Consider the following 22,644-nt stretch of genomic DNA (forward strand, 5'->3'; position numbering starts at 1 on the left):
AATTAGAGTTCTAACGGACTCGGCGGTAGCAAAGCTGTCACGATGGCATGCTAGCGTAGCGTTCAATAAAAATGAGATGGATGAAGTATGACTAAATTTGCTTTTGTATTTCCAGGCCAGGGTTCGCAAGCGATCGCGATGATGGACGGCTTTGCCGGCAACCCGGTGGTGGCGCAGACCATCGCCGAGGCATCCGACGCGCTGCAATTCGACCTCGGCAAGCTGATCGCCGAAGGTCCGAAGGAAGAGCTGGACCTGACCACCAACACCCAGCCGGTCATGCTGACCGCTGCGGTCGCCGTCTACCGTGCATGGATCGCCGCCGGCGGTCCGCTGCCATCCATCGTTGCCGGCCACAGCCTGGGTGAATACTCGGCGCTGGTGGCTGCCGGTGTGATCTCGTTCAAGGATGCCGTGCCGCTGGTGCGCTTCCGCGCGCAGGCGATGCAGGAAGCCGTGCCGGTTGGCATGGGCACCATGGCCGTCGTGCTGGGCCTGTCGGATGATGATGTGCGCGCCGCCTGCGCCGAAGCCGCGGCCGCCGTGGCCGGTTCGGTGGTCGAGGCCGTCAACTTCAACGCGCCAGCGCAGGTCGTGATCGCCGGCGACACCGCTGCGGTCGAGCGCGCCTGCGAGATCGCCAAGGCCAAGGGCGCCAAGCGCGCCATGAAGCTGCCGGTGTCGGCGCCATTCCATTCGTCGCTGCTGAAGCCGGCTTCGGACCGCCTGCGCGACTACATGGAAGGCCTGACGTTCTCGGCGCCGCAGATCGCGCTGATCAACAACGTCGACGTCGCCGTGCTGACCGATCCGGCCAGCATCAAGGACGCCCTGGTGCGCCAGGCCGCAGCGCCGGTGCGCTGGGTTGAAACCATGCAGAAGGTCGCCGCCGAAGGCATCACGCAAGTGGTCGAGTGCGGACCTGGCAAGGTGCTGATGGGCTTGACCAAGCGCATCGACGCCACCCTGGTCGGCGACGCGATCACCGATCAAGCATCGCTGGAACGCGTGTTGACCCTGCTCAAATAAGCAGCCGGGTCTTCAGGCACACTCTAAACGTTTAAGGAACACCATGAATTTAGCAAATCAAGTTGCCCTGGTAACGGGCGCATCGCGCGGCATCGGCAAGGCCATCGCCCAGGAGCTGGCCCGTCAAGGCGCCCGCGTGATCGGCACCGCCACCACCGAAGCCGGCGCGGAAGCGATCTCGGCTTATCTGGCCGAGTTCGGCGCCGAGGCCGGCAAGGGCATGGTACTCAACGTCACCGACCCTGAGCGCTGCGCCGCCGTCATCGACGAGATCGGCAAAACCTGGGGCGCCGTCGGCATCCTGGTCAACAACGCCGGCATCACGCAGGACCAGCTGGCCATGCGCATGAAGGACGAGGAGTGGGACAGCGTCATCGCCACCAACCTGAGCTCGGTCGGCCGCCTGTCGCGCGCCGTCCTGCGCGGCATGATGAAAGCCAAGACCGGGCGTATCATCAACATCACCTCGGTGGTGGCGTCCTCCGGCAATCCGGGCCAGATGAACTACGCCGCCGCCAAGGCCGGCGTCGAGGGCATGGGCCGCGCGCTGGCGCGCGAGATCGGCAGCCGCAACATCACCGTCAACAGCGTGGCGCCGGGCTTCATCGACACCGACATGACCAAGGGCCTGGGCGAAGAGCAGCACGCCGCCCTGTTGACGCAGATTCCGCTGGCACGCCTGGGCAAACCCGAGGATATCGCCGCCGCCGTCGCCTTCCTGGCGTCGCCGCAAGCAGCGTATATTACCGGCACCACCCTGCACGTGAACGGCGGGATGTATATGAACTGATGCGTTCCGGTGGCGTAAAATCCACCGGTTCTCGTCTTTTAGCAGTGATTTCGGATTAGTTGTGGGCAAATACGCAGCAGCTACCGAAATTAGTTTTTCAGTGCGCAAACCTGATAAAATGCGCGCTTTCCGTAACAAACAAAATGGAGCCATAACATGTCGGATATCGAACAACGCGTTAAGAAAATCGTCGCTGAGCAACTGGGCGTCGCCGAAGCAGACATCAAGATCGAATCCTCGTTCGTCGACGACCTCGGCGCTGACTCCCTGGACACCGTTGAACTGGTGATGGCCCTGGAAGACGAATTCGAAATGGAAATCCCTGACGAACAAGCAGAAAAGATCACCACCGTGCAGCAAGCGATCGACTACGCTACCGCCCACGTCAAGGCGTAATTTCTGCCCGATCGACTTTAGGAGAATCGCTTGAGAGGTTCTAAAAACCGTCGTGTTGTCATCACCGGCCTGGGCGCCGTGACTCCGGTCGGCAATACCGTTGCCGAATCGTGGGCCGCGATCACCGAGGGTAAATCCGGGATTGCCAACATCACCAAGTTTGATGCGCAAGCTTTCACCACCAAGTTCGCCGGTGAAGTCAAAGGCTTCAATATCGAGGATTACATCCCCGCTAAGGAAGCGCGCCACATGGATACCTTCATCCATTACGGCATGGCGGCCGGCATCCAGTCGGTGCAAGACTCCGGCATAGTCGTCACCGAAGAGAATGCCGATCGCATCGGCGTCATCATCGGTTCCGGTATCGGCGGCCTGCCGCTGATCGAAGCCACCAAGGAAGAGTACGACAAGCGCGGTCCGCGCCGTATCTCGCCTTTCTTCGTGCCTGCCTCGATCATCAATATGATCTCGGGCAACCTGTCGATCAAGTACGGCATGCGTGGTCCTAACCTGTCGATCGTCACGGCCTGCACCACCGGCCTGCACTGCATCGGCGCGGCCGCCCGCATGATTGAGTACGGCGATGCCGACGTCATGGTGGCCGGCGGTGCGGAATCGACCGTATCGCCACTGGGTCTGGGCGGTTTCGCCTCGGCCCGCGCGCTGTCGACCCGCAACGACGATCCAGCGACCGCGTCCCGCCCATGGGACATGGACCGCGACGGTTTCGTGCTGGGCGAAGGCGCCGGCGTGATGGTGCTCGAAGAGTACGAGCACGCCAAGGCCCGCGGCGCCAAGATCTACGCCGAGCTGCTGGGGTTCGGGATGAGCGCTGACGCTTATCACATGACCTCGCCATTGGAAGATGGCAGCGGCGGCAGCAAGTCCGTGATTGCAGCGCTGGCCAACGCCGGCATCAATCCGGACCAGGTGAACTACCTGAACGCACACGGTACGTCGACCCCGCAGGGCGACGTGGCGGAAGTGCAGGGCATCAAGCGCACCTTCGGCGCGCACGCCAAGAACATGGTGATCAATTCGACCAAGTCGATGACCGGTCACTTGTTGGGCGGCGCCGGCGGCCTGGAAGCGGTGTTTACGGTGCTGGCGGTACACCATCAGGTGTCGCCTCCGACCATCAACATCTTCAACCAGGACCCTGCTTGCGACCTGGACTTCTGCGCCAACGTGGCCCGTCCGATGAAGATCGAGTATGCAGTCAAGAACTCGTTCGGCTTCGGCGGCACCAACGGCAGCCTGGTGTTCGGTAAGATCTAAAGTCCGTAAAAGTTCGACTCCGCGTTGAACTAATCCACGCCAGCCCTGTCCAAACAGGGTGAGCGTGGATTCGGCGCCGGCATTCGCCGGCGCCAGAATTGCCCGGCCTTCGCGGCCGGCGCTTCCGAATGTAATCCCCTGTGTTGTTGTGCGTCCGCTGCCCATGTCGATTGCGGTCTCTGTCATCGTTCGCCCCTCGTCCGGCCTGCGCGTGCTGCATGCCGGCCTGTGCTGTTGCGTGATGGCCTCGGCCGCAGCCTGTCCGGGCTGGTGCGCGCCGCTGCTGTGCGTGCTGGCCGGCTTGCTCGGCTGGCGCGGGCGGCCGCATCGTAATGTGTGCCAGCTTGATATTTCCGGTGTCGGCCAGTTGCGGCTGGCGGTATACCGGGAAGACGGGTTGGCGCTGCGCCTGCTGCAAGGTTCGACCATATGGCCGGGCTTGCTTCTATTGCGGCTGGGCGGCGACGGCGGCAGGGTGCAGGTGCTGATAGTGCTGCCCGACAGCGTCACGCCCGCCGACTGGCGCGCCTTGTCGCTGGCCTGCCGGGCCATCACCGCACGTGCTGAAATAAAAACGCGAACACTGTGAACTTCTTGCAGCGGGCTAACTCTATAGCATATGGCTACAGAATTCGGCCACGCTGCAGGCCATCGAGGAATGCAGGAGTGACGACAGAACGTGAGTGTGACCAGGTGCTGGTGGACCGGGTGCGGGATGGTGACAAGCAGGCGTTTGATTTGCTGGTGGCGAAGTACCAACGCCGGCTGATGCGCCTGCTATCGCGCATCGTCCACGATCCGGCCGAAGCCGAGGATGTGGTGCAGGAGACATTTATCAAGGCCTACCGCGCGCTGCGGCATTTCCGTGGCGACTCGGCCTTCTATACCTGGCTCTACCGCATCGGCATCAACACCGCCAAGAACTTCCTGGCCACGCAGGGCCGCCGCACGCCCACGTCGACCGAAGCCGACGCCGAACAAGCCGAAGCCTTTAACGATGGCGAGCATTTGCGCGACATCAATACGCCGGAGTCCATGCTGGCGAGCAAGCAGATCGCCCAGACCGTCAACGCGGCGATGGATGCCTTGCCCGTGGATTTGCGTACCGCGATCGCCTTGCGCGAGATCGAGGGACTGAGCTATGAGGAGATCTCCGACATCATGGCCTGTCCCATCGGTACTGTGCGCAGCCGTATCTTCCGCGCCCGCGAAGTCATCGCCGAAAAATTGAAGCCTTTGTTGGACTTGCCTGTTGACAAGCGCTGGTAAGGCGGGAATGATGGCAAGTGTTATTGGCAACTGGCAATGCGCCTGCGGCTGGCGCGGCGGACGTGTTTTGACATGGCGGGATACGCGATGGATACCCAGAAAAGACTGCACGAAAACATCTCGGCGCTGGCCGACGGTGAGCTGGCGGACAGCGAGCGCGAGCTTGCCCTGGCGGCGCTCGACACGGCGGAAGGGCAGGCGGCCTGGCGTGCCTACCATCTGGCCGGCGACGTGCTGCGCGACCAGGCCGGCGGCGCCCTGAGCGCCGGCTTCAGCGCCTCGCTGGCGGCCCGCCTCGCGGCCGAGCCTGTCTACACGGCCGGCGCCGCGCCGGCCGAACGCGCGGGCGACCCGTCGGCGCCCGCACCCGACCAGGCCGAATCGCCGGCCGACGTCATCTTGCCCTGAAACGCATACGCTTATAACATCTGCGAGCGCGCCATCAGGCGACTTTTCGCTTACCATACGCTAGCCTCAGCCACGTGCAACCTTGCCGGCTGGGTACTTGCGTTCCGGAACTTTACAAAGACTGATACTTTCCATGAAAAATAATTTCGCTGCTGGTAGTAAAACTCTTTCCGCGCTGCTGGTCAGCGCAAGCGTATGGATGTCGCCGGCCGTGCTCGGCATGGCCCCGGCGATGGCCGCCGCGCCGGTCACGGGCGCCGTCATCGGCCTGCCCGATTTCGCCGACCTGGTCGACCGCGTCGGCCCGGCCGTGGTCAACATCCGCACCACCGAACGTCTCAAGCTCGGCGGTCGCGGCAATGCCGACGGCCAGCCGGGCGAAGAGGAAATGCAGGAATTCCTGCGCCGCTTCTTTGGCGGCGCGCTGCCGCAGCCGGGCAACCCGGGCGGCAGGGCCGTGCCGCGCGGCCGCCGCCAGGCGCCGTCCGACGAGCCGGTGCAGCGCGGCGTCGGTTCCGGCTTCATCCTGTCGGCCGACGGCTATGTGATGACCAACGCCCATGTGGTCGACGGCGCCGACGAGGTGTTCGTCACGCTGACCGACAAGCGCGAGTTCAAGGCCAAGGTGCTGGGCGCCGACGCCCGCACCGACGTGGCCGTGCTGAAGATCGAGGGCGACAAGCTGCCCTTCCTGGTGATGGGCGATTCGGACAAGATCCGCGTCGGCGAATGGGTGATCGCGATCGGCTCGCCGTTCAACCTGGAGAACACCGTCACCGCCGGCATCATCTCGGCCAAGCAGCGCGACACCGGCGACTACCTGGCGCTGATCCAGAGCGACGTCGCGGTCAATCCCGGCAACTCGGGCGGCCCGCTGATCAATATGCGCGGCGAAGTGATCGGCATCAATTCGCAGATCGCCACGCTGTCGGGCGGCTCCAACGGCATCTCCTTCGCCGTGCCGATCGACGAGGCGATCCGCGTGTCGGAGCAGTTGAAGAAAAACGGCAAGGTCACGCGCGGCCGCATCGGCGTGCAGATCGGCGAAGTCAGCAAGGAAGTGGCGGAGTCGCTGGGCCTGAAGAGCGCGCAGGGCGCCGAAGTGTCGCTGGTCGAGCCGGGCGGTCCTGCCGACAAGGCCGGCATCAAGGCCGGCGACATCATCCTCAAGTTCAACGGCGTGCCGGTGAACCGTTCCTCCGACCTGCCGCGCCTGGTTGGCGGCACGGCGCTGGCCAGCAAGGCCACCGTCACCGTGTGGCGCAAGGGCCAGCAGCTGGACTTGCCTGTCACCGTGGCCGAGCTGGAAGGTGACAAGGTCGCCAAGGCCGGCAAGGGCAAGGGCAAAGGTGGCGCGGCAGAGCCGGAAGCGGCCAAGGCCAATGCGCTGGGCTTGAAGGTCAGCGACCTGACCGCCGAGCAGAAGAAGGAATTGGGCGTCGACGGCGGCGTGGTGGTCGATGCGGCCGAGGGCGTGGCCGGCCGCGCCGGCGTGCAGGAGGGCGATGTGCTGCTGCAACTGAACAACATCGAAGTCAAGGACGCCAAGCAGTTCAACGCGGCCGTGGCCAAGCTCGATGCGAAGAAGCCGTCGGTGCTGCTGGTGCGCCGCGGCGACGTGGCGCAGTTCGTTTCCGTGCGCCCTAGCGCGAAGTAATCGGCTGATTGAGCCGCGCAGCACCCCGCGAAGGTCGGGGTCTGACCCCGTACGGGGTCAGACCCCCGGTCGCCGCAGTGCGGGGTGAGCGGCGACCGCATACCATGCATTTCACCCTCTATTCCCGCAGCTACTGCCACCTCTGCCAGGACATGCTGGACGCCCTGATGCGCCTGCAAACCCCGTCCCGGCCCATCACGGTGGATGTCATCGATGTCGATGCCGACGACGCCCTGGTGGCCCGTTTCGACGAACTGGTGCCGGTGCTGTACGCCGACCTGTCCCAGCCCGAGCTGTGCCACTACTTCCTCGACGAAGCCAAAGTGCGCGAAGTGCTTAATAAATAAGCATTTTCGCCGCGTTTTTTGCCTCAAAGCCTTAAGCAATATGCATTTCGCACTGCATAAGTCGGCCTTTCCCCTCTGAAATCCGGTAAAATGCGGGGGGTAGAAAAGCTTCCGTTTTGCTTTTAGTGGCTGTCATCAAGGCGCTCGCCAGGGCATTACCGCCCCGCTCGGAGCGCTTTTTTCGTATTGCGCGCAGCGGTTGTCAGCTGTGTTTGCGCCCCGTCGTTTCAAACCCGTTTTTGAATATTTGTTAATGAACAACATACGCAATTTTTCCATCATCGCCCACATCGACCACGGTAAATCCACCCTGGCGGACCGCATCATTCAATTGTGCGGTGGCTTGTCCGAACGCGAGATGGAGTCGCAAGTGCTCGATTCGATGGATCTGGAGCGCGAACGCGGCATTACGATCAAAGCCCAGACCGCAGCCCTGCAATACAAGGCCCGCGACGGCATCGTCTACAACCTGAACCTGATCGATACCCCCGGCCACGTCGACTTCTCGTATGAAGTGTCGCGCTCGCTGTCGGCTTGCGAAGGCGCGCTGCTGGTGGTCGACGCCTCGCAAGGCGTGGAAGCCCAGACCGTGGCCAACTGCTACACCGCGCTCGACCTGGGCGTGGAAGTGGTGCCGGTCCTGAACAAGATCGACTTGCCTAACGCCGATCCGCCGACCGCGATCGCCGAGATCGAAGACGTGATCGGCATCGAAGCCGGCGACGCCGTCCACTGCTCGGCCAAGACCGGCCTGGGCGTGGAAGACGTGCTGGAATCGATCATCGCCAAAGTCCCGCCGCCGAAGGGCGACCCGGACGCGCCGCTGCAAGCGCTGATCGTCGACTCGTGGTACGACCCGTATGTTGGCGTGGTCATGCTGGTGCGCGTGATGAACGGCACCCTGAAGCCGAAAGACAAGATCAAGCTGATGGCCACCGACTCGCTGCAGCTGGTGGAAGACGTCGGCATCTTCGCGCCGCGCTCGGTTTCGCTGCCGCAGCTGTCGGCAGGCCAGGTGGGCTTCATCATCGCCGGCATCAAGGAACTGAAGGCCGCCAAGGTGGGCGACACCGTCACCCTGGCCAACCGTCCCGCGCCGGCGCCGCTGCCAGGCTTCAAGGAAGTGCAGCCGCAAGTGTTCGCCGGCCTGTTCCCGGTAGAAGCCAACCAGTACGACGCGCTGCGCGACTCGCTGGAAAAGCTCAAGCTGAACGACGCCGCGCTGATGTACGAGCCGGAAGTATCGCAGGCGCTGGGCTTCGGCTTCCGCTGCGGCTTCCTCGGCCTGCTGCACATGGAAATCGTCCAGGAACGCCTGGAGCGCGAATTCGACATGGACCTGATCACCACGGCCCCGACCGTGGTGTACGAAGTGGTCATGCGCGACGACAGCATCATCAAGGTCGACAATCCGTCCAAGATGCCGGAGCCGACCAAGATCAACGAAATCCGCGAGCCCATCGTCACGGTCAACCTGTACATGCCGCAAGAGTACGTCGGCTCAGTGATCACGCTGTGCATCGGCAAGCGCGGCGTGCAGATGGACATGGCTTACCATGGCCGCCAGGTCAAGCTGGTCTATGAAATGCCGATGGGCGAGATCGTGCTGGACTTCTTCGACAAGCTGAAATCCACCTCGCGCGGCTACGCGTCGATGGACTACGAGTTCAAGGAATACCGCGCCTCCGACGTGGTCAAGGTCGACATGCTGATCAACGGCGAGAAGGTCGATGCGCTGGCCATCATCGTCCACCGTTCCAACTCCGCCTACCGCGGCCGCCAGGTGGCCGCCAAGATGCGCGAACTGATCCCGCGCCAGATGTTCGACGTCGCGATCCAGGCCGCCATCGGCGTCAACGTGATCTCGCGCGAGAACGTCAAGGCGCTGCGCAAGAACGTGCTGGCCAAGTGCTACGGCGGCGACATCAGCCGTAAGAAGAAACTGTTGGAAAAGCAAAAAGCAGGTAAAAAACGCATGAAGCAAGTGGGCTCGGTAGAGATTCCACAAGAAGCGTTCCTGGCAATCTTACAAGTGGACGACAAATGAACCTGCAAGTGATCTTAGGTAACTTTGCTTTAATCCTGTTCGTGCTGATGGTGATCACCGGTGTGATCTGGTTCCTGGACGTGTTCTACCTGGCCAAGCAGCGCCGTGCCGCCGCCGACCGCGCGCTGGCCGACTACGACGCCCGCAACGCCAAGCTGACCGCCGACGGCATCAAGGTCGACAACCTGGGCAACCGCGCCGCGATCGAAGCGAACCTGCTGCGCCAGCCGACCTGGATCGAGTACTCGGGCAGCTTCTTCCCGGTGATCGCGCTGGTGTTCTTCCTGCGCTCCTTCCTGTTCGAGCCGTTCAAGATCCCGTCGTCGTCGATGGTGCCGACCCTGCTGGTGGGCGATCTGATCCTGGTGAACAAGTTCACCTACGGCATCCGCCTGCCGGTGCTGAACCAGAAGATCGTGCAGATCAACAACCCGCAGCGCGGCGACGTCATGGTGTTCAAATATCCGCTGGATATGACCCAGGATTACATCAAGCGCGTCATTGGCGTGCCGGGTGATAAAATCACGTATGAAAACAAGCGCTTGACGGTCAATGGCGTGGAAGTGAAGTACACGCCGCTGGACGACTACCTCGACGACGAACACTTGCAGTACAACAAGCAGTTCCAGGAAAACCTGACCGGCGTCAGCCACCGCATCCTCAACAACGAGGCGGCGCCTACGTTGAGCCTGGATGGCGTGAAGAAGTTCCCTTACAGCGAAAACTGCACCTACAAGTACGAAGGCTTTACTTGTGTTGTTCCGCAAGGCAACTACTTCATGATGGGCGACAACCGCGACAACAGCGCGGACAGCCGCTACTGGGGCTTTGTGCCGGACAAGAACATTGTCGGTAAAGCCATCGTCGTGTGGATGAACCTGGGCAATCTGCGCCGCATCGGCAGCATCAACTAATCATCCGCTCAGCGCACACTCGGTCGAAAGGGAATAAGATGCAATCAGGCTTGAAACGGCAGAACGGCATTTCCCTGGTCGGCCTGATCTTCGTGCTGGCCGCGCTGGGCTTCATCGGCGTGCTGGCGCTGAAGATCGTGCCGACCTACACCGAGTACCGCGCGATCCAGAACGCCATCGTCACGGCCAAGGCCACCGGCGGTTCCGTGCTGGAGATGCAGAAATCGTTCGACGCCAATGCGACCACCGGCTACATCAGCTCGATCACCAGCCGCGATCTGCTGATCGCCAAGGAAAACGGCGAGTTCGAAATCAGCTTCGCCTACGAAAAGAAAATCCCGCTGGTCGGACCGGCCAGCCTGCTGTTGGAATACCAGGGCACGACGTCGAAAAGCGGCGTGCCGGCCCCGGCCAAAACCGATCAATAAAGTAAAGAACCGTACAGAACAATGAATCTTCAGTTATTGCAAAACCGTTTAGGCTATACGTTCCAGGATGCTGGCCTGTTGCAGCAGGCCTTGACGCACCGTAGCCATAGCAGTTTGCATAATGAACGACTGGAATTCCTGGGCGATTCGATCCTGAACTGCGTGGTGGCGTCCATCCTGTACGAGCGCTTCGTGGCGATCGACGAGGGCGACCTGTCGCGCCTGCGCGCCAACCTGGTCAAGCAGCAATCGCTGTACGAGATCGCGCAAAAGCTGGAGCTGTCGCAGTTCCTGCGGCTGGGGGAGGGGGAGTTGAAGTCGGGCGGTTTCCGCCGTCCTTCGATCCTGGCCGACACGCTTGAGGCGCTGTTAGGCGCCATTTTTTTGGATGGCGGCTTCGACCCCGCGCGCGACGTGATACGGGCCTTCTACATTCCCATCCTGGAATCGGTCGACCCGCAAACCCTGGGCAAGGACGCCAAGACCCTGCTGCAGGAATTCCTGCAAAGTAAAAAGATTTCCCTGCCGCTGTACAATGTGGTGGCCACCCATGGCGCCGCGCACAGCCAGGAATTCGAAATCGAATGCCTGGTGCCCAAGCTGGGCATCCAGGTCTACGGACGCGGCGGCAGTCGCCGCGCCGGCGAACAGGCCGCCGCCAAACTGGCGCTGGAAGTGGCCGAGCAAGCGTTGGTCAAGACCCCGGCCGCCGGCCGCAAGGCCAAGCCACGCGCTGCCCAGCTGAAGCTGGCCGGCATCGCCACCGTGCAGACGACCGAGGCCGCGGTTGACCATGAACCGTCGCCGCCGCCTGCCAAAGCAGCAAACAAGTAAAGAGAACTGAAATGAATACCGAAACGACCTCCGCCAACTTCCGTTGTGGCTATATCGCCATTGTCGGCCGCCCCAACGTGGGCAAATCGACCCTGATGAATACCCTCATCGGCGCCAAGGTCAGCATCACCTCGCGCAAGGCGCAAACCACGCGCCACCGCATCACCGGCATCCAGACCCATGACGACGCGCAGTTCATCTACGTCGACACGCCGGGCTTCCAGACCCGCCACTCGAACGCGCTGAACAACACGCTCAACAAGACCGTCACCAACACGCTGATCTCGTCGGACCTGATCCTGTACGTGATCGAGGCGGGCACCTTCGGCCCGGCCGACCAGCAAGTGATGGATCTGCTGCCGAAAGAAGTGCCGGTGATCCTGGTGATCAACAAGGCCGACCGCGTGCGCGACAAGGCCGCGCTGATGCCGTTCGCCCAGCAGGTCGCCTCCAAGCATGAGTTCGCCGCCATCGTGCCGGTGTCGGCCAAGCTGCGCTTCCAGCTGGACGGCCTGGAAAAAGAGATCAAGAAACTGCTGCCGGAAAACCAGCCCATCTTCGGACCGGACGACATCACCGACCGCAGCGAGAAATTCCTGGCGTCGGAAATCGTCCGCGAGAAGCTGTTCCGCCTGGTCGGCGACGAGCTGCCTTACACCAGCACCGTGCTGATCGAGCAGTTCGAGCAAGAGGGCGACCTGCGCCGCGTGTTCGCCGCCATCCTGGTCGAGCGCGACACGCACAAGTCCATGGTCATCGGTAACAAGGGCGCGCGCCTGAAGGAAGTCTCGACCCAGGCCCGCCTGGACATGGAACGCCTGTTCGGCGGTCCGGTGTACCTGGAAATCTGGGTCAAGGTCAAATCCGGCTGGGCCGACAACGAAGCGGGTCTGCGCGCCTACGGCTACGAATAAAGAGAGGCGATGTCCACCACCACGCTAGACGCCGACATCGCAGCGGCACCGCAGCAGGCCGGGCCTGACGCGGAGCGTGAAGTGGTGCCCGCCCCGGCGCCGGCCCTGGCGCCAGCCGCCACCGCCGCCGCGCCGGCCAGGCGCCCGCGCGCACCGTCGCGCGAACGCACCATCGGCACCAAGGTCGCCGGCCAGCCGGCCTTCGTCCTGCACAGCTATCCCTACAAAGAAACCAGCCTCATCATCGACCTGTTCACGCGCGACTTCGGCCGCGTGGCCTTGATCGCCAAGGGCGCCAAGCGGCCGCACTCGCAATTGCGCGGCGTGCTGCAAACCTTCCAGCCGCTGTCGTCGAGCTGGGTGGGCAAATCCGAACTGCGCACGCTGACCGACGCCGAATGGGTGGGCGGCATGCTGCCGCTGGAGAAGACCGCGCTGCTGTGCGGCTTCTACCTCAACGAGCTGCTGGTCAAGCTGCTGGCCCGCGACGACGCGCACCCGCGCCTGTTCGACCACTACGTCGCCACGCTCAACCAGCTTGCCCACAACGAACCCGCGCCCATCGTCTTGAGAAAATTCGAACGGGCCCTACTTAAAGAGACAGGCGTCGCCGCCGACCTGACCCGCTGCATCGAAACCCGCCGCGCCGTGCAGGCCGACGTGGTCTACGTGGTGGACCCGGAGCGCGGCCCGCGCCCCGAGCGCGCCGCCGATCCGTGGCCGCGCGTGGCCGGCAAGACACTGCTCGACATGGAAAGCGAAGACTACCAGGACGCCGCCACGCAAGCGCAGAGCAAGCAGCTGATGCGCTTCCTGCTGGCGCACCACCTGGGCGGCGCACCGCTGAACACGCGCCAGATCCTGATCGACTTGATGCAGTTATAACTAGATAAACGGTATAAACTAATGAGCTTCCTGCAACCCTCCGGCACCATCATCGACCTCGGCGTGAACATCGACCACGTCGCCACCTTGCGCAACGCGCGCGGCACCACGTACCCGGACCCGATCCGCGCCGCGCTGCTGGCCGAGCAGGCCGGCGCCGACTGCATCACGCTGCACCTGCGCGAAGACCGCCGCCACATCAAGGACGCCGACGTCATCGCGCTGGCGCCGCAGCTGCTGACCCGCATGAACCTGGAAGCGGCCGTCACGCAAGAGATGATCGACTTCGCCTGCCGCATCAAGCCGGCCGACGTCTGCCTGGTGCCGGAGAAGCGCACCGAAGTCACCACCGAAGGCGGCCTCGATGTCGTCACCCATTTCAACGCCGTGCAGGCCGCCGTCAAGCAGCTGCAGGCCGAAGGCATACGCGTCAGCCTGTTCATCGACGCCGACGAAGCGCAGATGAACGCCACCGCCGAAATCGGCGCGCCCGTCATCGAGCTGCACACCGGCCGCTACGCCGACACCGAAGGCGCCGAGCAGGCCGCCGAGCTGGAACGCATCCATCGCGGCGTGCTGTATGGCGTATCGAAAGGCTTGAAGGTCAACGCCGGCCACGGCCTGCACTACACCAACGTGCAGGCGATTGCCGCGATCCCCGAGATCGCCGAGCTCAATATCGGCCACGCCATCGTCGCCCACTCGGTGTTCGTCGGCTGGGAAAACGCCGTGCGCGAGATGAAGGCCATCATGGTCTCGACCCGCCTGGGCGCAAGAAAATGATATACGGCATAGGCACCGACATCTGCAAAATCCCCCGCATCGAGGCGGCGCTGGCGCGCCATGGCGACCGTTTCGCCGCCAAGATCCTCGGCCCGCAGGAGATGGAAAAGTATTTGGCGCGCAAAGCCAAGCACGCGGCGCGCGGCATCCGCTTCGTCGCCACGCGCTTCGCCGCCAAGGAGGCGTTCTCCAAGGCTATCGGCCTGGGCATGCGCATGCCGATGACGTGGCCGGCCGCGCAGATGCTCAACGCGCCCAGCGGCAAGCCTATGATCGTGTGCAGCGGCGTGTTGAAGGACTTCATGGAAAAGAATAAGCTGTCGGCCCAGGTGACGGTCAGCGACGAGGAAGAATACGCCGTCGCCTTCGTCATCGTCGAACAGGCGTAACGAGACCGCAGTGGGAATAGTATGAGTGAACTGGATGTGGAAACTAGCGCGCCCGACCCGCGCGAACAGGTGCTGGCTACCGTGGCCAAGCTGCCCAACCTGCCGGGTGTGTACCGCTATTTCGACGCCGACGACAAAGTGCTTTACGTCGGCAAGGCGCGCGACCTGAAGAAGCGCGTCTCCAGCTATTTCCAGAAAAACCTCAGCAGCCCGCGCATCGCCATGATGGTCGAGCGCATCGCACGGCTGGAAACCACCGTCACCCACAGCGAAGCCGAAGCGCTGATCCTTGAGAATAACCTGATCAAGGCCCTGAGCCCGCGCTTCAACATCCTGTTCCGCGACGACAAATCCTATCCCTACCTGAAGATCACCGGCGGCGACGCGCCCCGCATGGTCTACTACCGTGGCGGCGTGGACAAGAAGAACCAGTATTTCGGCCCGTTCCCCAGCTCATGGGCGGTCAAGGAATCGATGCAGATCTTGCAGAAGGTGTTCCTGATCCGTACCTGCGAGGACAGCGTCTATTCCAACCGCACGCGCCCATGCCTGCTGCACCAGATCGGCCGTTGCAGCGCGCCGTGCGTGGACCTCATCAGCAAGGAAGACTACAAGGTCGACGTCGACAACGCCGCGCGCTTCCTGCGCGGCCGCCAGAGCGAGGTGATGGCCGACCTGGAAAAGAAAATGCACGGCTACGCCGCCGAGCTCAAATTCGAGCAGGCCGCCGGCGTGCGCAACCAGATCCAGTCGCTGTCGCGCGTGCTGCACCAGCAGAGCATGGAGACCACCGGCGACGCCGACGTCGACATCATCGCCGTGCTGGTGCAGGGCGGCCGCGCCTGCGTCAACCTGGCGATGGTGCGCGGCGGCCGCCACCTGGGCGACCGCGCCTACTTCCCGGGCCACCTGGGCGACGCCGAGGCGATCGCCGAGCAGGCCATCGAAGTCGAGGTGCTGGCGGCCTTCCTGGCGCAGCACTACAGCGAGAAGTTCATCCCCGGCACGCTGATCCTCAACATCGAGTTCGACCACCCGGCGCTGATGCAAGCCTTGCAGGAGCAGTGCGGCCACCGCATCCACCTGATCTTCCAGCCGCAGGACCAGCGCCGCAAATGGCTGGAGCTGGCGCAGAAAGGCGCCGAGATCTCGCTGGCGCGGCTGCTGTCGGAGCAGGGCTCGCAGCAGTCGCGCACGCGCGCGCTGGTGGAGGCGCTGCAACTGGAGCCGGAAGACATCGACGCGCTGCGCGTCGAATGCTTCGACATCTCGCACACGCAGGGCGAGGCCACGCAGGCCTCGTGCGTGGTGTTCCATCACCACCAGATGCAGAACGGCGAGTACCGCCGCTACAACATCAACGACATCACGCCCGGCGACGATTACGCGGCCATGCGCCAGGTGCTGTTCCGCCGCTACGAAAAGGTCGCCAACGGCGACGGCGTCATGCCGGACGTGGTGCTGATCGACGGCGGCAAGGGCCAGATCGAGATGGCGCGGCAGGTGTTCGCCGAGCTGGGGCTGGACATCAGCCTGATCGTCGGCGTGGCCAAGGGGGAGGGGCGGCGCGTGGGCCTGGAGACGCTGATGTTCGTCGACGGCCGGGCCTCGCAGGAGCTGGGCAAGGAATCGGCGGCGCTGATGCTGGTGGCGCAGATCCGCGACGAGGCGCACCGTTTCGCCATCACCGGCATGCGCGCCAAGCGCGCCAAGACTCGCCAGACCTCGCGCCTGGAGGAGATCGAGGGCATCGGCGCCAAGCGCCGCCAGCGCCTGCTGGCGCGCTTTGGCGGCCTGCGCGGGGTGGTCGACGCCAGCGTCGAGGACTTGAAGCAGGTCGAAGGGATCTCCAGCGCGCTGGCCGAAGAGATCTACAAGCAGTTGCATTAGGGCGTGCACAGCAACAGTGCGCTGGTTTAATGTGCGGCGGCAAGGTAGACTAGCGGCGCATTAACAATTTTCACGGCCGCACTAATTTTCGAGCTTATGCCCTTCAATATACCGATACTGTTGACCTGGTTGCGCGTTGCGCTGATTCCGCTTGTGGTGGGCGTCTACTATCTGCCCACCACGGTCCTTCCCGTTGCGGATCAAAACCTGGCGGCCACGCTGGTGTTCATCGTCGCCGCCGTCACCGACTGGTTCGACGGTTTCCTGGCCCGCCGCTGGAACCAGACCTCGGCCTTCGGCGCTTTCCTCGACCCGGTCGCGGACAAGCTGATGGTGGCGGGGGCCTTGCTGGTGCTGGTGCAGCTCGACCGCGCCAATGCCGTGCTGTCGTTCGTCATCATCGGCCGCGAGATCGCCATCTCGGCGCTGCGCGAGTGGATGGCGCAGATCGGCGCGTCGAAATCGGTGGCCGTCAGCTCGCTGGGCAAGATCAAGACGACGGCGCAGATGATGGCCATCCCGCTGCTGCTGTTCCATGACGTGCTGTGGGGCGCCATCGACACCCAGTTCTGGGGCTCGCGCCTGCTGGAAGTGGCGGCCGTGCTGACGGTGTGGTCGATGTTCTACTACCTGCGCCTGGCCTGGCCGCTGATCAAGGAAAAAGCGGGCACGCTGAACTAGTAACAAAATGCTATGATCTGGTGAGGCTTACCACACCAGATCAGGAGCAGCCCCATGGCGTTCTGGAGATTCCTGGCCGCTTGCGCGGCAACCGCAATCTGCCTGGCAGCGCAGGCGCAGCAGCAACAACCCTTCGTCTGCCGCACGCAGGAAGCAGGCCTGGGCCAGCCCAGCGTCGACAACCAGGACGGCGTCGGCCACCCCGTGGTCGACGAAGCCAGCGGCGCCATCGTCGGTTACAGCCGCCATTGCAGCATCGCGACGCGGGTCGAATACTTCTATCTCGCCGGCAGCCGCTTCAAGCCTTTCGATCCCGCCACCGGCTACGCCACGCCTCCACCAGACCTGACGACCTTCAAGCGCAACGGCGTGGCCGTGCCGTTCGTGGTGCGGGTTGAAGTCGGCACCATCAACCGTTTCGTCTACACCATCGCCATGCTGGCGCCTGCGGCCGGGCCCGAGCCGGCGGCCTGGAACCGCAAGCTGGTGTACTGGCTGGGCGGCGGCGTCGGCATCGGGCACCATCAAGGCTCGCCGCTGTGGTTCAAGCCCGGAGGCCTGAGCGGCAACGAGCGCCAGTTGATGATCCCCATGCTGGAGCAGGGCTACGCCATCGTCAGCTCGACCGGCAATGAGGCCGGCGTTCATTACAACATGCGCCTGGCCGGGCAGACCGCCATGCTGACCAAGGCCCGCTTTGTCGAAGCCTATGGCGCGCCGCTGTTCACCATCGGCCTGGGCGGGTCGGGCGGAGCGGTGCAGCAGTACCTGTTCGCGCAAAACCATCCAGGCCTGCTCGATGGCGGCATTGCGCTGCAGTCGTATCCGGACATGATCACGCAGACCATCCCGATCTCGGATTGCCCGCTGCTGAGCCAGTACTTCAAGGACGAGGTGGCGCTCGATCCCGCGTCGCCGTGGGTCAGGTGGACCCATCAAATCGCCATCGAAGGCATGAACGCCAGCGACAGCGCGCGCCACGCCTGGACCGGCGGCGTCGGATCGACCGAGTGCATCAACGGCTGGAAGATGGCGATCGTAACGGTGCTCAACCCGCGTTACAAGGATGATCGCTACGACCTCGCCGCGACCTTCTACCGCTATCCGGCCGGGGCGTTCGACCAGGTGAAATGGACGCACTGGAACGACCTGGCGGACATCTACGGCACCGACAGCCAAGGCTACGCCCCCATCTCCATCGATAACGAGGGCGTGCAGTACGGCTTGAAGGCGCTGGCGCAGGGCGCGATCGGCGTCGATGAATTCCTGCGCCTCAACGCCTGCGTCGGCGGCTGGAAGGAGCAGGCCGACTTCGTCGATTGGCAAGGCAAGGACGACCCCTACGACAGCCGCAACATGCTGCGCAGCGCCACCTGTCGCGATCCGGAGGGCGCGCCTGCGCCACGCCGCAGCGGCAGCGTCGAGGCGATGCGTAAAGCCTACAGTTCGGGCCAGGTATACACGGGCCTGCGCCTCGGTATTCCGATGATCGATCTGCGGCCTTATCTGGAGCCGGAACTGAACATGCACAACGCGCGCCAGGCCTTCTCGGCACGGGCGCGCCTGCTGGCCGCCAATCGCAACGAGGCCAAACGGCAGGCGATCTGGTTCACCCGCTCCGAGGCCGACATGCAGGGCAGGGTGCTGGAAGCCTTGTCGACCATGGATCGGCTGCTGAGCGGCGGCCCGGCGCCGGCCGAATTCACCGACCGCTGCATCGATACCGGCGGCGCCGTCATCGCCGCCGGGCCATCGGTGTGGGACGGCATCCTGGACGCCAAACCTCCCGGCGCCTGTACCAAGGCCTTCCCGCTGTTTTCCAGTCCGCGCATGGTGGCGGGGGAGTCGATCAAGGGCGACGTCTTCAAGTGCGCGCTGAAGCCGGTCGCGCAGGCGCTGCGGGACGGCAGCTATCCCGCTAACGTGGAATGGACGGCGCAGCAGAAGGCCAGGCTGCAGCGGATATTCCCGCGTGGCGTCTGCGATTACAGCCAGCCGGACCAGGGCCTGCCGCAGGTTTTGGAGCGGAATCGATAAGATTGGCATCGAGGCCATTGACAGGCGTCATGGATCCTCTATAATGCTGGCCTGTTGTTGATGACAGCGACGCGGGAGTAGCTCAGTTGGTAGAGCGCAACCTTGCCAAGGTTGAGGTCGAGAGTTCGAGACTCTTCTCCCGCTCCAAGTTATCAAAAGCAAGTAGCACTGGCAATAACGGCAGCTAGCTGCTAGAATGTTGGACTCCAATGCGGGAGTAGCTCAGTTGGTAGAGCGCAACCTTGCCAAGGTTGAGGTCGAGAGTTCGAGACTCTTCTCCCGCTCCAGTTTCTTTGAGGCTGGTTGGCGTAGTAAAAATATGTAACTCCAATGCGGGAGTAGCTCAGTTGGTAGAGCGCAACCTTGCCAAGGTTGAGGTCGAGAGTTCGAGACTCTTCTCCCGCTCCAGAATTCCGGATCGCAGCGCGTAACCCCGCTGTCGTCTTAGTAAAAAGTTTCCTCTGGCGAGGTAGCAAAGCGGTTATGCAGCGGCCTGCAAAGCCGTCTAGGTCGGTTCGACTCCGATCCTCGCCTCCAGACAATTTGAACTCCAAGCGGGAGTAGCTCAGTTGGTAGAGCGCAACCTTGCCAAGGTTGAGGTCGAGAGTTCGAGACTCTTCTCCCGCTCCAGTATCTAGAAGGGCAGCCATTGTGGCTGCCCTTTTTGCATTTTCTTAGCTATTCGAAGGCACGCTGGCCTCGGACGTGGATTTGATATCGGTGGCGTTGCCACGCTCGAAGATATCCTTCGCCAGCCTCTCCTGTTCGGACTTCTCCGTGTGGACCGAGATCAGCACATTGCCGCCGCGGATCTTGCCGTCGTACAGCTTGGCTTCGTATTCCGGAATGCCCATCCCTACCAGGCCGCCGATGATGCCGCCGGTGGCGCCGCCGATGGCTGCGCCACCCAGGGCCGCCATGATCGGACCGGCGGCGATGAACGGGCCGATGCCCGGAATCGCCAGCGAGCCGATGCCGGCCAGCCAGCCGAGCACCGCACCGGTGCCCATGCCGGCAATGCCGCCCGTCGCCGCGCCTTCCGGCATTTTGGTGTTCTGCTCGTGCGCGAAATCACGGCTGCCGCTTTTGTCCGGGAACAGCACGGAAATTTCATTGGCGGAGAAGCCGGATTCCTTCAGGTTGCGCACGATGTTTTCGGCATGGGCGTGGTCTTGCGCGATGCAATATACTGCTGTATTCATGATGTACTCCAGTTAGTTGGTTTTGATGTCGACTTTGTTGTCGACGCTGCCGACGCCGGCCACGGATTTGGCGAGGGTTTCGACCTTGCTCTTTTCATCCTCGCTTTTCACGGGACCGCGCAGCGTGACCACGCCGCCTTGCGCCAGGATCTTGATGTTGTGGGCGTAGACCGATAACGATTTGTCCTTGACGATGGTGCGGCGTACCGCCGCCAGCAACTCCCGATCGCTCTTGGCGTTCGACTGCGCCTGCGGCGTCTGGGCCGTATCGCCTTTGTCGCGGCGGTTCATCCTGGTGTTGTCCGCGCTTGGGCTGGCTTGGCCCTGGACGGCTTGCGTGTCGTTATGGACGGCCGTTTGGGCCACCGCCAAGCTGCCGCCCAGCATGGATCCCAGCACCACAATGAGCATCTTCCTCGATAAATATTTCATATGCGCCTCTCGGTGATTCGCTTTCGCGGACTTCGATCATCGTGGGGCCGTGGTGCGCCGTCTGTTATGCGGGTAACACTGGGCGAAGGCGGGGGAATGTTAATTGTCGTGTAGGGGAAAGTATCAATCTTCGCGGGATGGAATCCTACGCCCGCACCAGAACGGGGCGCAAGCCCCGGCCCGGCCAGCCTCATATGATGATCTCACCGGCGAACTAAACCAAATAGGGCGGCGGCTACGATAAATCTACTATTCAGGAGTTCATCATGACTGCATCGAATCAAGGTGGTAACAAGTCCGAAGACAGCAGCAAATCCCATGCTTCCCAATCCACCGCTTCCAAGCAGAGCGGCGAATCCGGCGCGCGCGGCTCGGCCGGCAAGGATGACAAAGACAGCGAGTCCGGCGCCGGCGGCCGCGAGTCGTCGCAGCGCGGCGGCAGCAAGCAGTCGGGCGGCGACAGCGATTCGCAGGGCGGCGGCCGCGGCTTCGCATCGATGGACCCCGAGCGCCAGCGCGAGATCGCCGCTGAAGGCGGACGCGCCGCCCACGCCGCCGGCAACGCGCACGAATTCACGTCGCAAGAAGCCCGCGAGGCAGGTGCGATGAGCCACAAGAACGACGGCAATCAGCAGAGCGACAGCGGCGACGGCGGTTCGCGCGCCGGCGGCAGCCAGGCGTCGAAGCAAGGCGGCAAGGACGGCGATTCGTCCCGCAGCGCAACCAGGGGCGACACCACCGGCAGCGGCTCCGGCGGCTCGCGCTCGAAATAAACCCCGGCATAAGTAGCGCCGTGTTTGATACCGCCCGCCCTTCGCGGGCGTTTTGCCATCCATTTGGGAGAATCTCATGCGAGCCCTTGTCTATCACTCTGCCCACGACGTCAAAGTAGATTCCGTACCCGATCCGGTGCTGCAACAGCCGGACGACATTATCCTGAAAATCACCGCCACCGCGATCTGCGGTTCCGACCTGCACCTGTATCGCGGCAAGGTGCCCGGCATGAAGGAGGGCGACATCATGGGCCACGAGTTCATGGGCGTCGTGGTCGATGCCGGACCCGCCGTCACCACGCTGCGCAAGGGCGACCGGGTGGTGGTGCCGTTCGTCATCGCCTGCGGCAGTTGCTTCTTCTGCGACATGTCCTTGTTTGCGGCATGCGAGACCACCAATCCCGACCGCGGCACGATCATGAATAAAAAGTCGCTGCGTCCGGGCGCGGCCTTGTTCGGCTTCAGCCACATGTACGGCGGCGTGCCCGGCGGCCAAGCCGAGTATGTGCGGGTGCCGAAAGCCAATGTCGGCCCGATCAAGATTCCGGATACGCTGGAGGACGAGAAGGTTCTTTTTCTGAGCGACATACTCCCCACCGGCTACCAGGCAGTGCTGAACGCCGGCGTGGGGCCCGGTTCCAGCGTGGCCATCTTCGGCGCCGGCCCGGTAGGCCAGATGGCGGCCGCGTGCGCGCACATGCTGGGCGCCGGGCAAGTCTTCATGGTCGACCATCACGACTACCGGCTGGAATTCGCACGCGCCACCTATGGCGTGATCCCGGTTAATTTCGACCAGGTCGACGCCGCCGAATGCATTATCGAAAACACTGGCTTCCGCGGCGTCGATGCGGTCATCGACGCGGTCGGTTTTGAAGCCAAGGGGAGTGCGCTGGAGACCGCGCTGACGGCGCTCAAGCTCGAAGGCAGTAGCGGACAGGCGCTGCGCCAGTGCATTGCTGCGGTGCGGCGCGGCGGCACGGTCAGTGTGCCCGGCGTGTACGCCGGCTTCATTCATGGATTCCTGTTTGGCGATGCGTTTGAAAAAGGCATAGGCTTCAAGACAGGCCAGACCCATGTGCAGCGCTATATGCCGGAGCTGCTGGCGTTCATCGAGCAGGGCAAGCTGAAGCCCGAGGTGCTGATTTCGCACCGCATGGCGCTCGAACAGGCGGCCGAGGGATATAAAATGTTCGACAAGAAGGATGACGCCTGCCGCAAGATCGTCTTGCGGCCCTAGCTGCGCAGCCGGGCGGCGCCACAG

At 63.1% G+C, this 22,644-nt stretch carries 24 protein-coding genes and 5 tRNA genes; 27 read left to right on the forward strand and 2 right to left on the reverse strand.

Annotation, left to right across the window (positions count from 1 at the left end):
* Positions 1-87: 87 nt before the first annotated feature.
* The 25 genes from fabD to DUGA2_RS30490 all read left to right on the forward strand — a co-directional run bounded on the left by fabD (position 88) and on the right by DUGA2_RS30490 (position 19,606).
* Positions 88-1,029, forward strand: a complete 942-nt coding sequence (gene fabD, locus DUGA2_RS30370; RefSeq protein ID WP_070273062.1) for an ACP S-malonyltransferase — start codon at positions 88-90, stop codon at positions 1,027-1,029.
* Between the two features lie 43 nt (positions 1,030-1,072).
* The gene (gene fabG, locus DUGA2_RS30375) at positions 1,073-1,819 is read left to right on the forward strand and encodes a 3-oxoacyl-ACP reductase FabG (RefSeq protein ID WP_070273063.1); all 747 of its coding nucleotides are present in this window, start codon (positions 1,073-1,075) and stop codon (positions 1,817-1,819) included.
* Positions 1,820-1,975: 156 nt separating this feature from the next.
* A complete protein-coding gene (acpP, locus tag DUGA2_RS30380; RefSeq protein ID WP_008449912.1) occupies positions 1,976-2,215 on the forward strand; it encodes an acyl carrier protein in 240 nt (79 codons plus the stop codon).
* A gap of 30 nt (positions 2,216-2,245) precedes the next feature.
* Complete coding sequence (fabF, locus tag DUGA2_RS30385; RefSeq protein ID WP_008449908.1) at positions 2,246-3,493, forward strand: beta-ketoacyl-ACP synthase II; 1,248 nt, start codon at positions 2,246-2,248, stop codon at positions 3,491-3,493.
* A gap of 163 nt (positions 3,494-3,656) precedes the next feature.
* Positions 3,657-4,082, forward strand: a complete 426-nt coding sequence (locus tag DUGA2_RS30390) for a protein YgfX (RefSeq protein WP_070273064.1) — start codon at positions 3,657-3,659, stop codon at positions 4,080-4,082.
* A gap of 77 nt (positions 4,083-4,159) precedes the next feature.
* Positions 4,160-4,762 carry an RNA polymerase sigma factor RpoE gene (gene rpoE / locus DUGA2_RS30395; RefSeq protein WP_008449903.1) on the forward strand — a complete coding sequence of 201 codons (603 nt, stop codon included), beginning with the start codon at positions 4,160-4,162 and terminating at the stop codon, positions 4,760-4,762.
* Between the two features lie 87 nt (positions 4,763-4,849).
* Positions 4,850-5,170, forward strand: a complete 321-nt coding sequence (locus tag DUGA2_RS30400; protein WP_070273065.1) for a sigma-E factor negative regulatory protein — start codon at positions 4,850-4,852, stop codon at positions 5,168-5,170.
* Between the two features lie 133 nt (positions 5,171-5,303).
* Entirely contained in the window at positions 5,304-6,827 is a 1,524-nt protein-coding gene (locus tag DUGA2_RS30405) for a DegQ family serine endoprotease (RefSeq protein WP_373994863.1), read from the forward strand.
* A 104-nt stretch (positions 6,828-6,931) separates the two neighbouring features.
* Positions 6,932-7,174 (forward strand): glutaredoxin family protein, encoded by a 243-nt coding sequence (locus DUGA2_RS30410; RefSeq protein ID WP_070273067.1) that lies wholly within the window; start codon positions 6,932-6,934, stop codon positions 7,172-7,174.
* A 253-nt stretch (positions 7,175-7,427) separates the two neighbouring features.
* The gene (gene lepA / locus DUGA2_RS30415; protein WP_008449896.1) at positions 7,428-9,221 is read left to right on the forward strand and encodes a translation elongation factor 4; all 1,794 of its coding nucleotides are present in this window, start codon (positions 7,428-7,430) and stop codon (positions 9,219-9,221) included.
* Positions 9,218-10,135, forward strand: coding sequence for a signal peptidase I (lepB, locus tag DUGA2_RS30420; protein WP_070273068.1), 918 nt, complete (start codon positions 9,218-9,220; stop codon positions 10,133-10,135). Before lepA ends, lepB begins: the two co-directional genes overlap by 4 nt.
* A 38-nt stretch (positions 10,136-10,173) precedes the next feature.
* On the forward strand, positions 10,174-10,563 hold the full coding sequence (locus DUGA2_RS30425) for a DUF4845 domain-containing protein (RefSeq protein ID WP_070273069.1): 390 nt from the start codon (positions 10,174-10,176) through the stop codon (positions 10,561-10,563).
* 21 nt (positions 10,564-10,584) lie between these two features.
* A complete protein-coding gene (gene rnc, locus DUGA2_RS30430; protein WP_070273070.1) occupies positions 10,585-11,397 on the forward strand; it encodes a ribonuclease III in 813 nt (270 codons plus the stop codon).
* Between the two features lie 11 nt (positions 11,398-11,408).
* Positions 11,409-12,311 carry a GTPase Era gene (gene era / locus DUGA2_RS30435; RefSeq protein WP_008449886.1) on the forward strand — a complete coding sequence of 301 codons (903 nt, stop codon included), beginning with the start codon at positions 11,409-11,411 and terminating at the stop codon, positions 12,309-12,311.
* 9 nt (positions 12,312-12,320) lie between these two features.
* Positions 12,321-13,196 (forward strand): DNA repair protein RecO, encoded by an 876-nt coding sequence (gene recO, locus DUGA2_RS30440; RefSeq protein ID WP_070273071.1) that lies wholly within the window; start codon positions 12,321-12,323, stop codon positions 13,194-13,196.
* Positions 13,197-13,217: 21 nt separating this feature from the next.
* Entirely contained in the window at positions 13,218-13,979 is a 762-nt protein-coding gene (gene pdxJ / locus DUGA2_RS30445) for a pyridoxine 5'-phosphate synthase (protein ID WP_070273072.1), read from the forward strand.
* Positions 13,976-14,368 carry a holo-ACP synthase gene (gene acpS / locus DUGA2_RS30450; RefSeq protein WP_070273073.1) on the forward strand — a complete coding sequence of 131 codons (393 nt, stop codon included), beginning with the start codon at positions 13,976-13,978 and terminating at the stop codon, positions 14,366-14,368. Before pdxJ ends, acpS begins: the two co-directional genes overlap by 4 nt.
* Before the next feature lie 21 nt (positions 14,369-14,389).
* The gene (gene uvrC / locus DUGA2_RS30455; protein ID WP_070273074.1) at positions 14,390-16,258 is read left to right on the forward strand and encodes an excinuclease ABC subunit UvrC; all 1,869 of its coding nucleotides are present in this window, start codon (positions 14,390-14,392) and stop codon (positions 16,256-16,258) included.
* Between the two features lie 96 nt (positions 16,259-16,354).
* Complete coding sequence (pgsA, locus tag DUGA2_RS30460; protein ID WP_008449877.1) at positions 16,355-16,939, forward strand: CDP-diacylglycerol--glycerol-3-phosphate 3-phosphatidyltransferase; 585 nt, start codon at positions 16,355-16,357, stop codon at positions 16,937-16,939.
* A 54-nt stretch (positions 16,940-16,993) separates the two neighbouring features.
* A complete protein-coding gene (locus DUGA2_RS30465; protein ID WP_070273075.1) occupies positions 16,994-18,976 on the forward strand; it encodes a DUF6351 family protein in 1,983 nt (660 codons plus the stop codon).
* Between the two features lie 71 nt (positions 18,977-19,047).
* Positions 19,048-19,123 (forward strand) — tRNA-Gly (locus DUGA2_RS30470).
* 64 nt (positions 19,124-19,187) lie between these two features.
* Positions 19,188-19,263 (forward strand) — tRNA-Gly (locus DUGA2_RS30475).
* A 45-nt stretch (positions 19,264-19,308) separates the two neighbouring features.
* Positions 19,309-19,384, forward strand: a tRNA-Gly gene (locus tag DUGA2_RS30480).
* A gap of 55 nt (positions 19,385-19,439) precedes the next feature.
* Positions 19,440-19,513, forward strand: a tRNA-Cys gene (locus DUGA2_RS30485).
* Between the two features lie 17 nt (positions 19,514-19,530).
* Positions 19,531-19,606 (forward strand) — tRNA-Gly (locus DUGA2_RS30490).
* A 44-nt stretch (positions 19,607-19,650) separates the two neighbouring features.
* On the opposite strand, the gene DUGA2_RS30495 is transcribed toward DUGA2_RS30490, so the two are convergent.
* Entirely contained in the window at positions 19,651-20,178 is a 528-nt protein-coding gene (locus DUGA2_RS30495) for a hypothetical protein (RefSeq protein ID WP_070273076.1), read from the reverse strand.
* Positions 20,179-20,190: 12 nt separating this feature from the next.
* A complete protein-coding gene (locus DUGA2_RS30500) occupies positions 20,191-20,610 on the reverse strand; it encodes a BON domain-containing protein (protein ID WP_229214811.1) in 420 nt (139 codons plus the stop codon).
* Between the two features lie 266 nt (positions 20,611-20,876).
* Here DUGA2_RS30500 and DUGA2_RS34935 point away from each other — a divergent pair, with 266 nt between their 5' ends.
* On the forward strand, positions 20,877-21,383 hold the full coding sequence (locus tag DUGA2_RS34935) for a KGG domain-containing protein (RefSeq protein WP_083296544.1): 507 nt from the start codon (positions 20,877-20,879) through the stop codon (positions 21,381-21,383).
* 76 nt (positions 21,384-21,459) lie between these two features.
* Complete coding sequence (locus DUGA2_RS30510) at positions 21,460-22,620, forward strand: zinc-dependent alcohol dehydrogenase (RefSeq protein ID WP_070273077.1); 1,161 nt, start codon at positions 21,460-21,462, stop codon at positions 22,618-22,620.
* Positions 22,621-22,644 lie beyond the last annotated feature (24 nt).

This window comes from Duganella sp. HH101, from assembly GCF_001758795.1.
Lineage (GTDB): Bacteria > Pseudomonadota > Gammaproteobacteria > Burkholderiales > Burkholderiaceae_D > Rugamonas > Rugamonas rivuli.

Coding starts and splice junctions, on each gene's coding strand:
- fabD (WP_070273062.1), top strand. CDS start 88: ATGACTAAATTTGCTTTTGTATTTCCAGGCCAGGGTTCGCAAGCGATC.
- fabG (WP_070273063.1), top strand. CDS start 1,073: ATGAATTTAGCAAATCAAGTTGCCCTGGTAACGGGCGCATCGCGCGGC.
- acpP (WP_008449912.1), top strand. CDS start 1,976: ATGTCGGATATCGAACAACGCGTTAAGAAAATCGTCGCTGAGCAACTG.
- DUGA2_RS30390 (WP_070273064.1), top strand. CDS start 3,657: ATGTCGATTGCGGTCTCTGTCATCGTTCGCCCCTCGTCCGGCCTGCGC.
- DUGA2_RS30400 (WP_070273065.1), top strand. CDS start 4,850: ATGGATACCCAGAAAAGACTGCACGAAAACATCTCGGCGCTGGCCGAC.
- DUGA2_RS30405 (WP_373994863.1), top strand. CDS start 5,304: ATGAAAAATAATTTCGCTGCTGGTAGTAAAACTCTTTCCGCGCTGCTG.
- DUGA2_RS30410 (WP_070273067.1), top strand. CDS start 6,932: ATGCATTTCACCCTCTATTCCCGCAGCTACTGCCACCTCTGCCAGGAC.
- lepA (WP_008449896.1), top strand. CDS start 7,428: ATGAACAACATACGCAATTTTTCCATCATCGCCCACATCGACCACGGT.
- lepB (WP_070273068.1), top strand. CDS start 9,218: ATGAACCTGCAAGTGATCTTAGGTAACTTTGCTTTAATCCTGTTCGTG.
- DUGA2_RS30425 (WP_070273069.1), top strand. CDS start 10,174: ATGCAATCAGGCTTGAAACGGCAGAACGGCATTTCCCTGGTCGGCCTG.
- rnc (WP_070273070.1), top strand. CDS start 10,585: ATGAATCTTCAGTTATTGCAAAACCGTTTAGGCTATACGTTCCAGGAT.
- era (WP_008449886.1), top strand. CDS start 11,409: ATGAATACCGAAACGACCTCCGCCAACTTCCGTTGTGGCTATATCGCC.
- recO (WP_070273071.1), top strand. CDS start 12,321: ATGTCCACCACCACGCTAGACGCCGACATCGCAGCGGCACCGCAGCAG.
- pdxJ (WP_070273072.1), top strand. CDS start 13,218: ATGAGCTTCCTGCAACCCTCCGGCACCATCATCGACCTCGGCGTGAAC.
- acpS (WP_070273073.1), top strand. CDS start 13,976: ATGATATACGGCATAGGCACCGACATCTGCAAAATCCCCCGCATCGAG.
- uvrC (WP_070273074.1), top strand. CDS start 14,390: ATGAGTGAACTGGATGTGGAAACTAGCGCGCCCGACCCGCGCGAACAG.
- pgsA (WP_008449877.1), top strand. CDS start 16,355: ATGCCCTTCAATATACCGATACTGTTGACCTGGTTGCGCGTTGCGCTG.
- DUGA2_RS30465 (WP_070273075.1), top strand. CDS start 16,994: ATGGCGTTCTGGAGATTCCTGGCCGCTTGCGCGGCAACCGCAATCTGC.
- DUGA2_RS30495 (WP_070273076.1), bottom strand. CDS start 20,178: ATGAATACAGCAGTATATTGCATCGCGCAAGACCACGCCCATGCCGAA.
- DUGA2_RS30500 (WP_229214811.1), bottom strand. CDS start 20,610: ATGAAATATTTATCGAGGAAGATGCTCATTGTGGTGCTGGGATCCATG.
- DUGA2_RS34935 (WP_083296544.1), top strand. CDS start 20,877: ATGACTGCATCGAATCAAGGTGGTAACAAGTCCGAAGACAGCAGCAAA.
- DUGA2_RS30510 (WP_070273077.1), top strand. CDS start 21,460: ATGCGAGCCCTTGTCTATCACTCTGCCCACGACGTCAAAGTAGATTCC.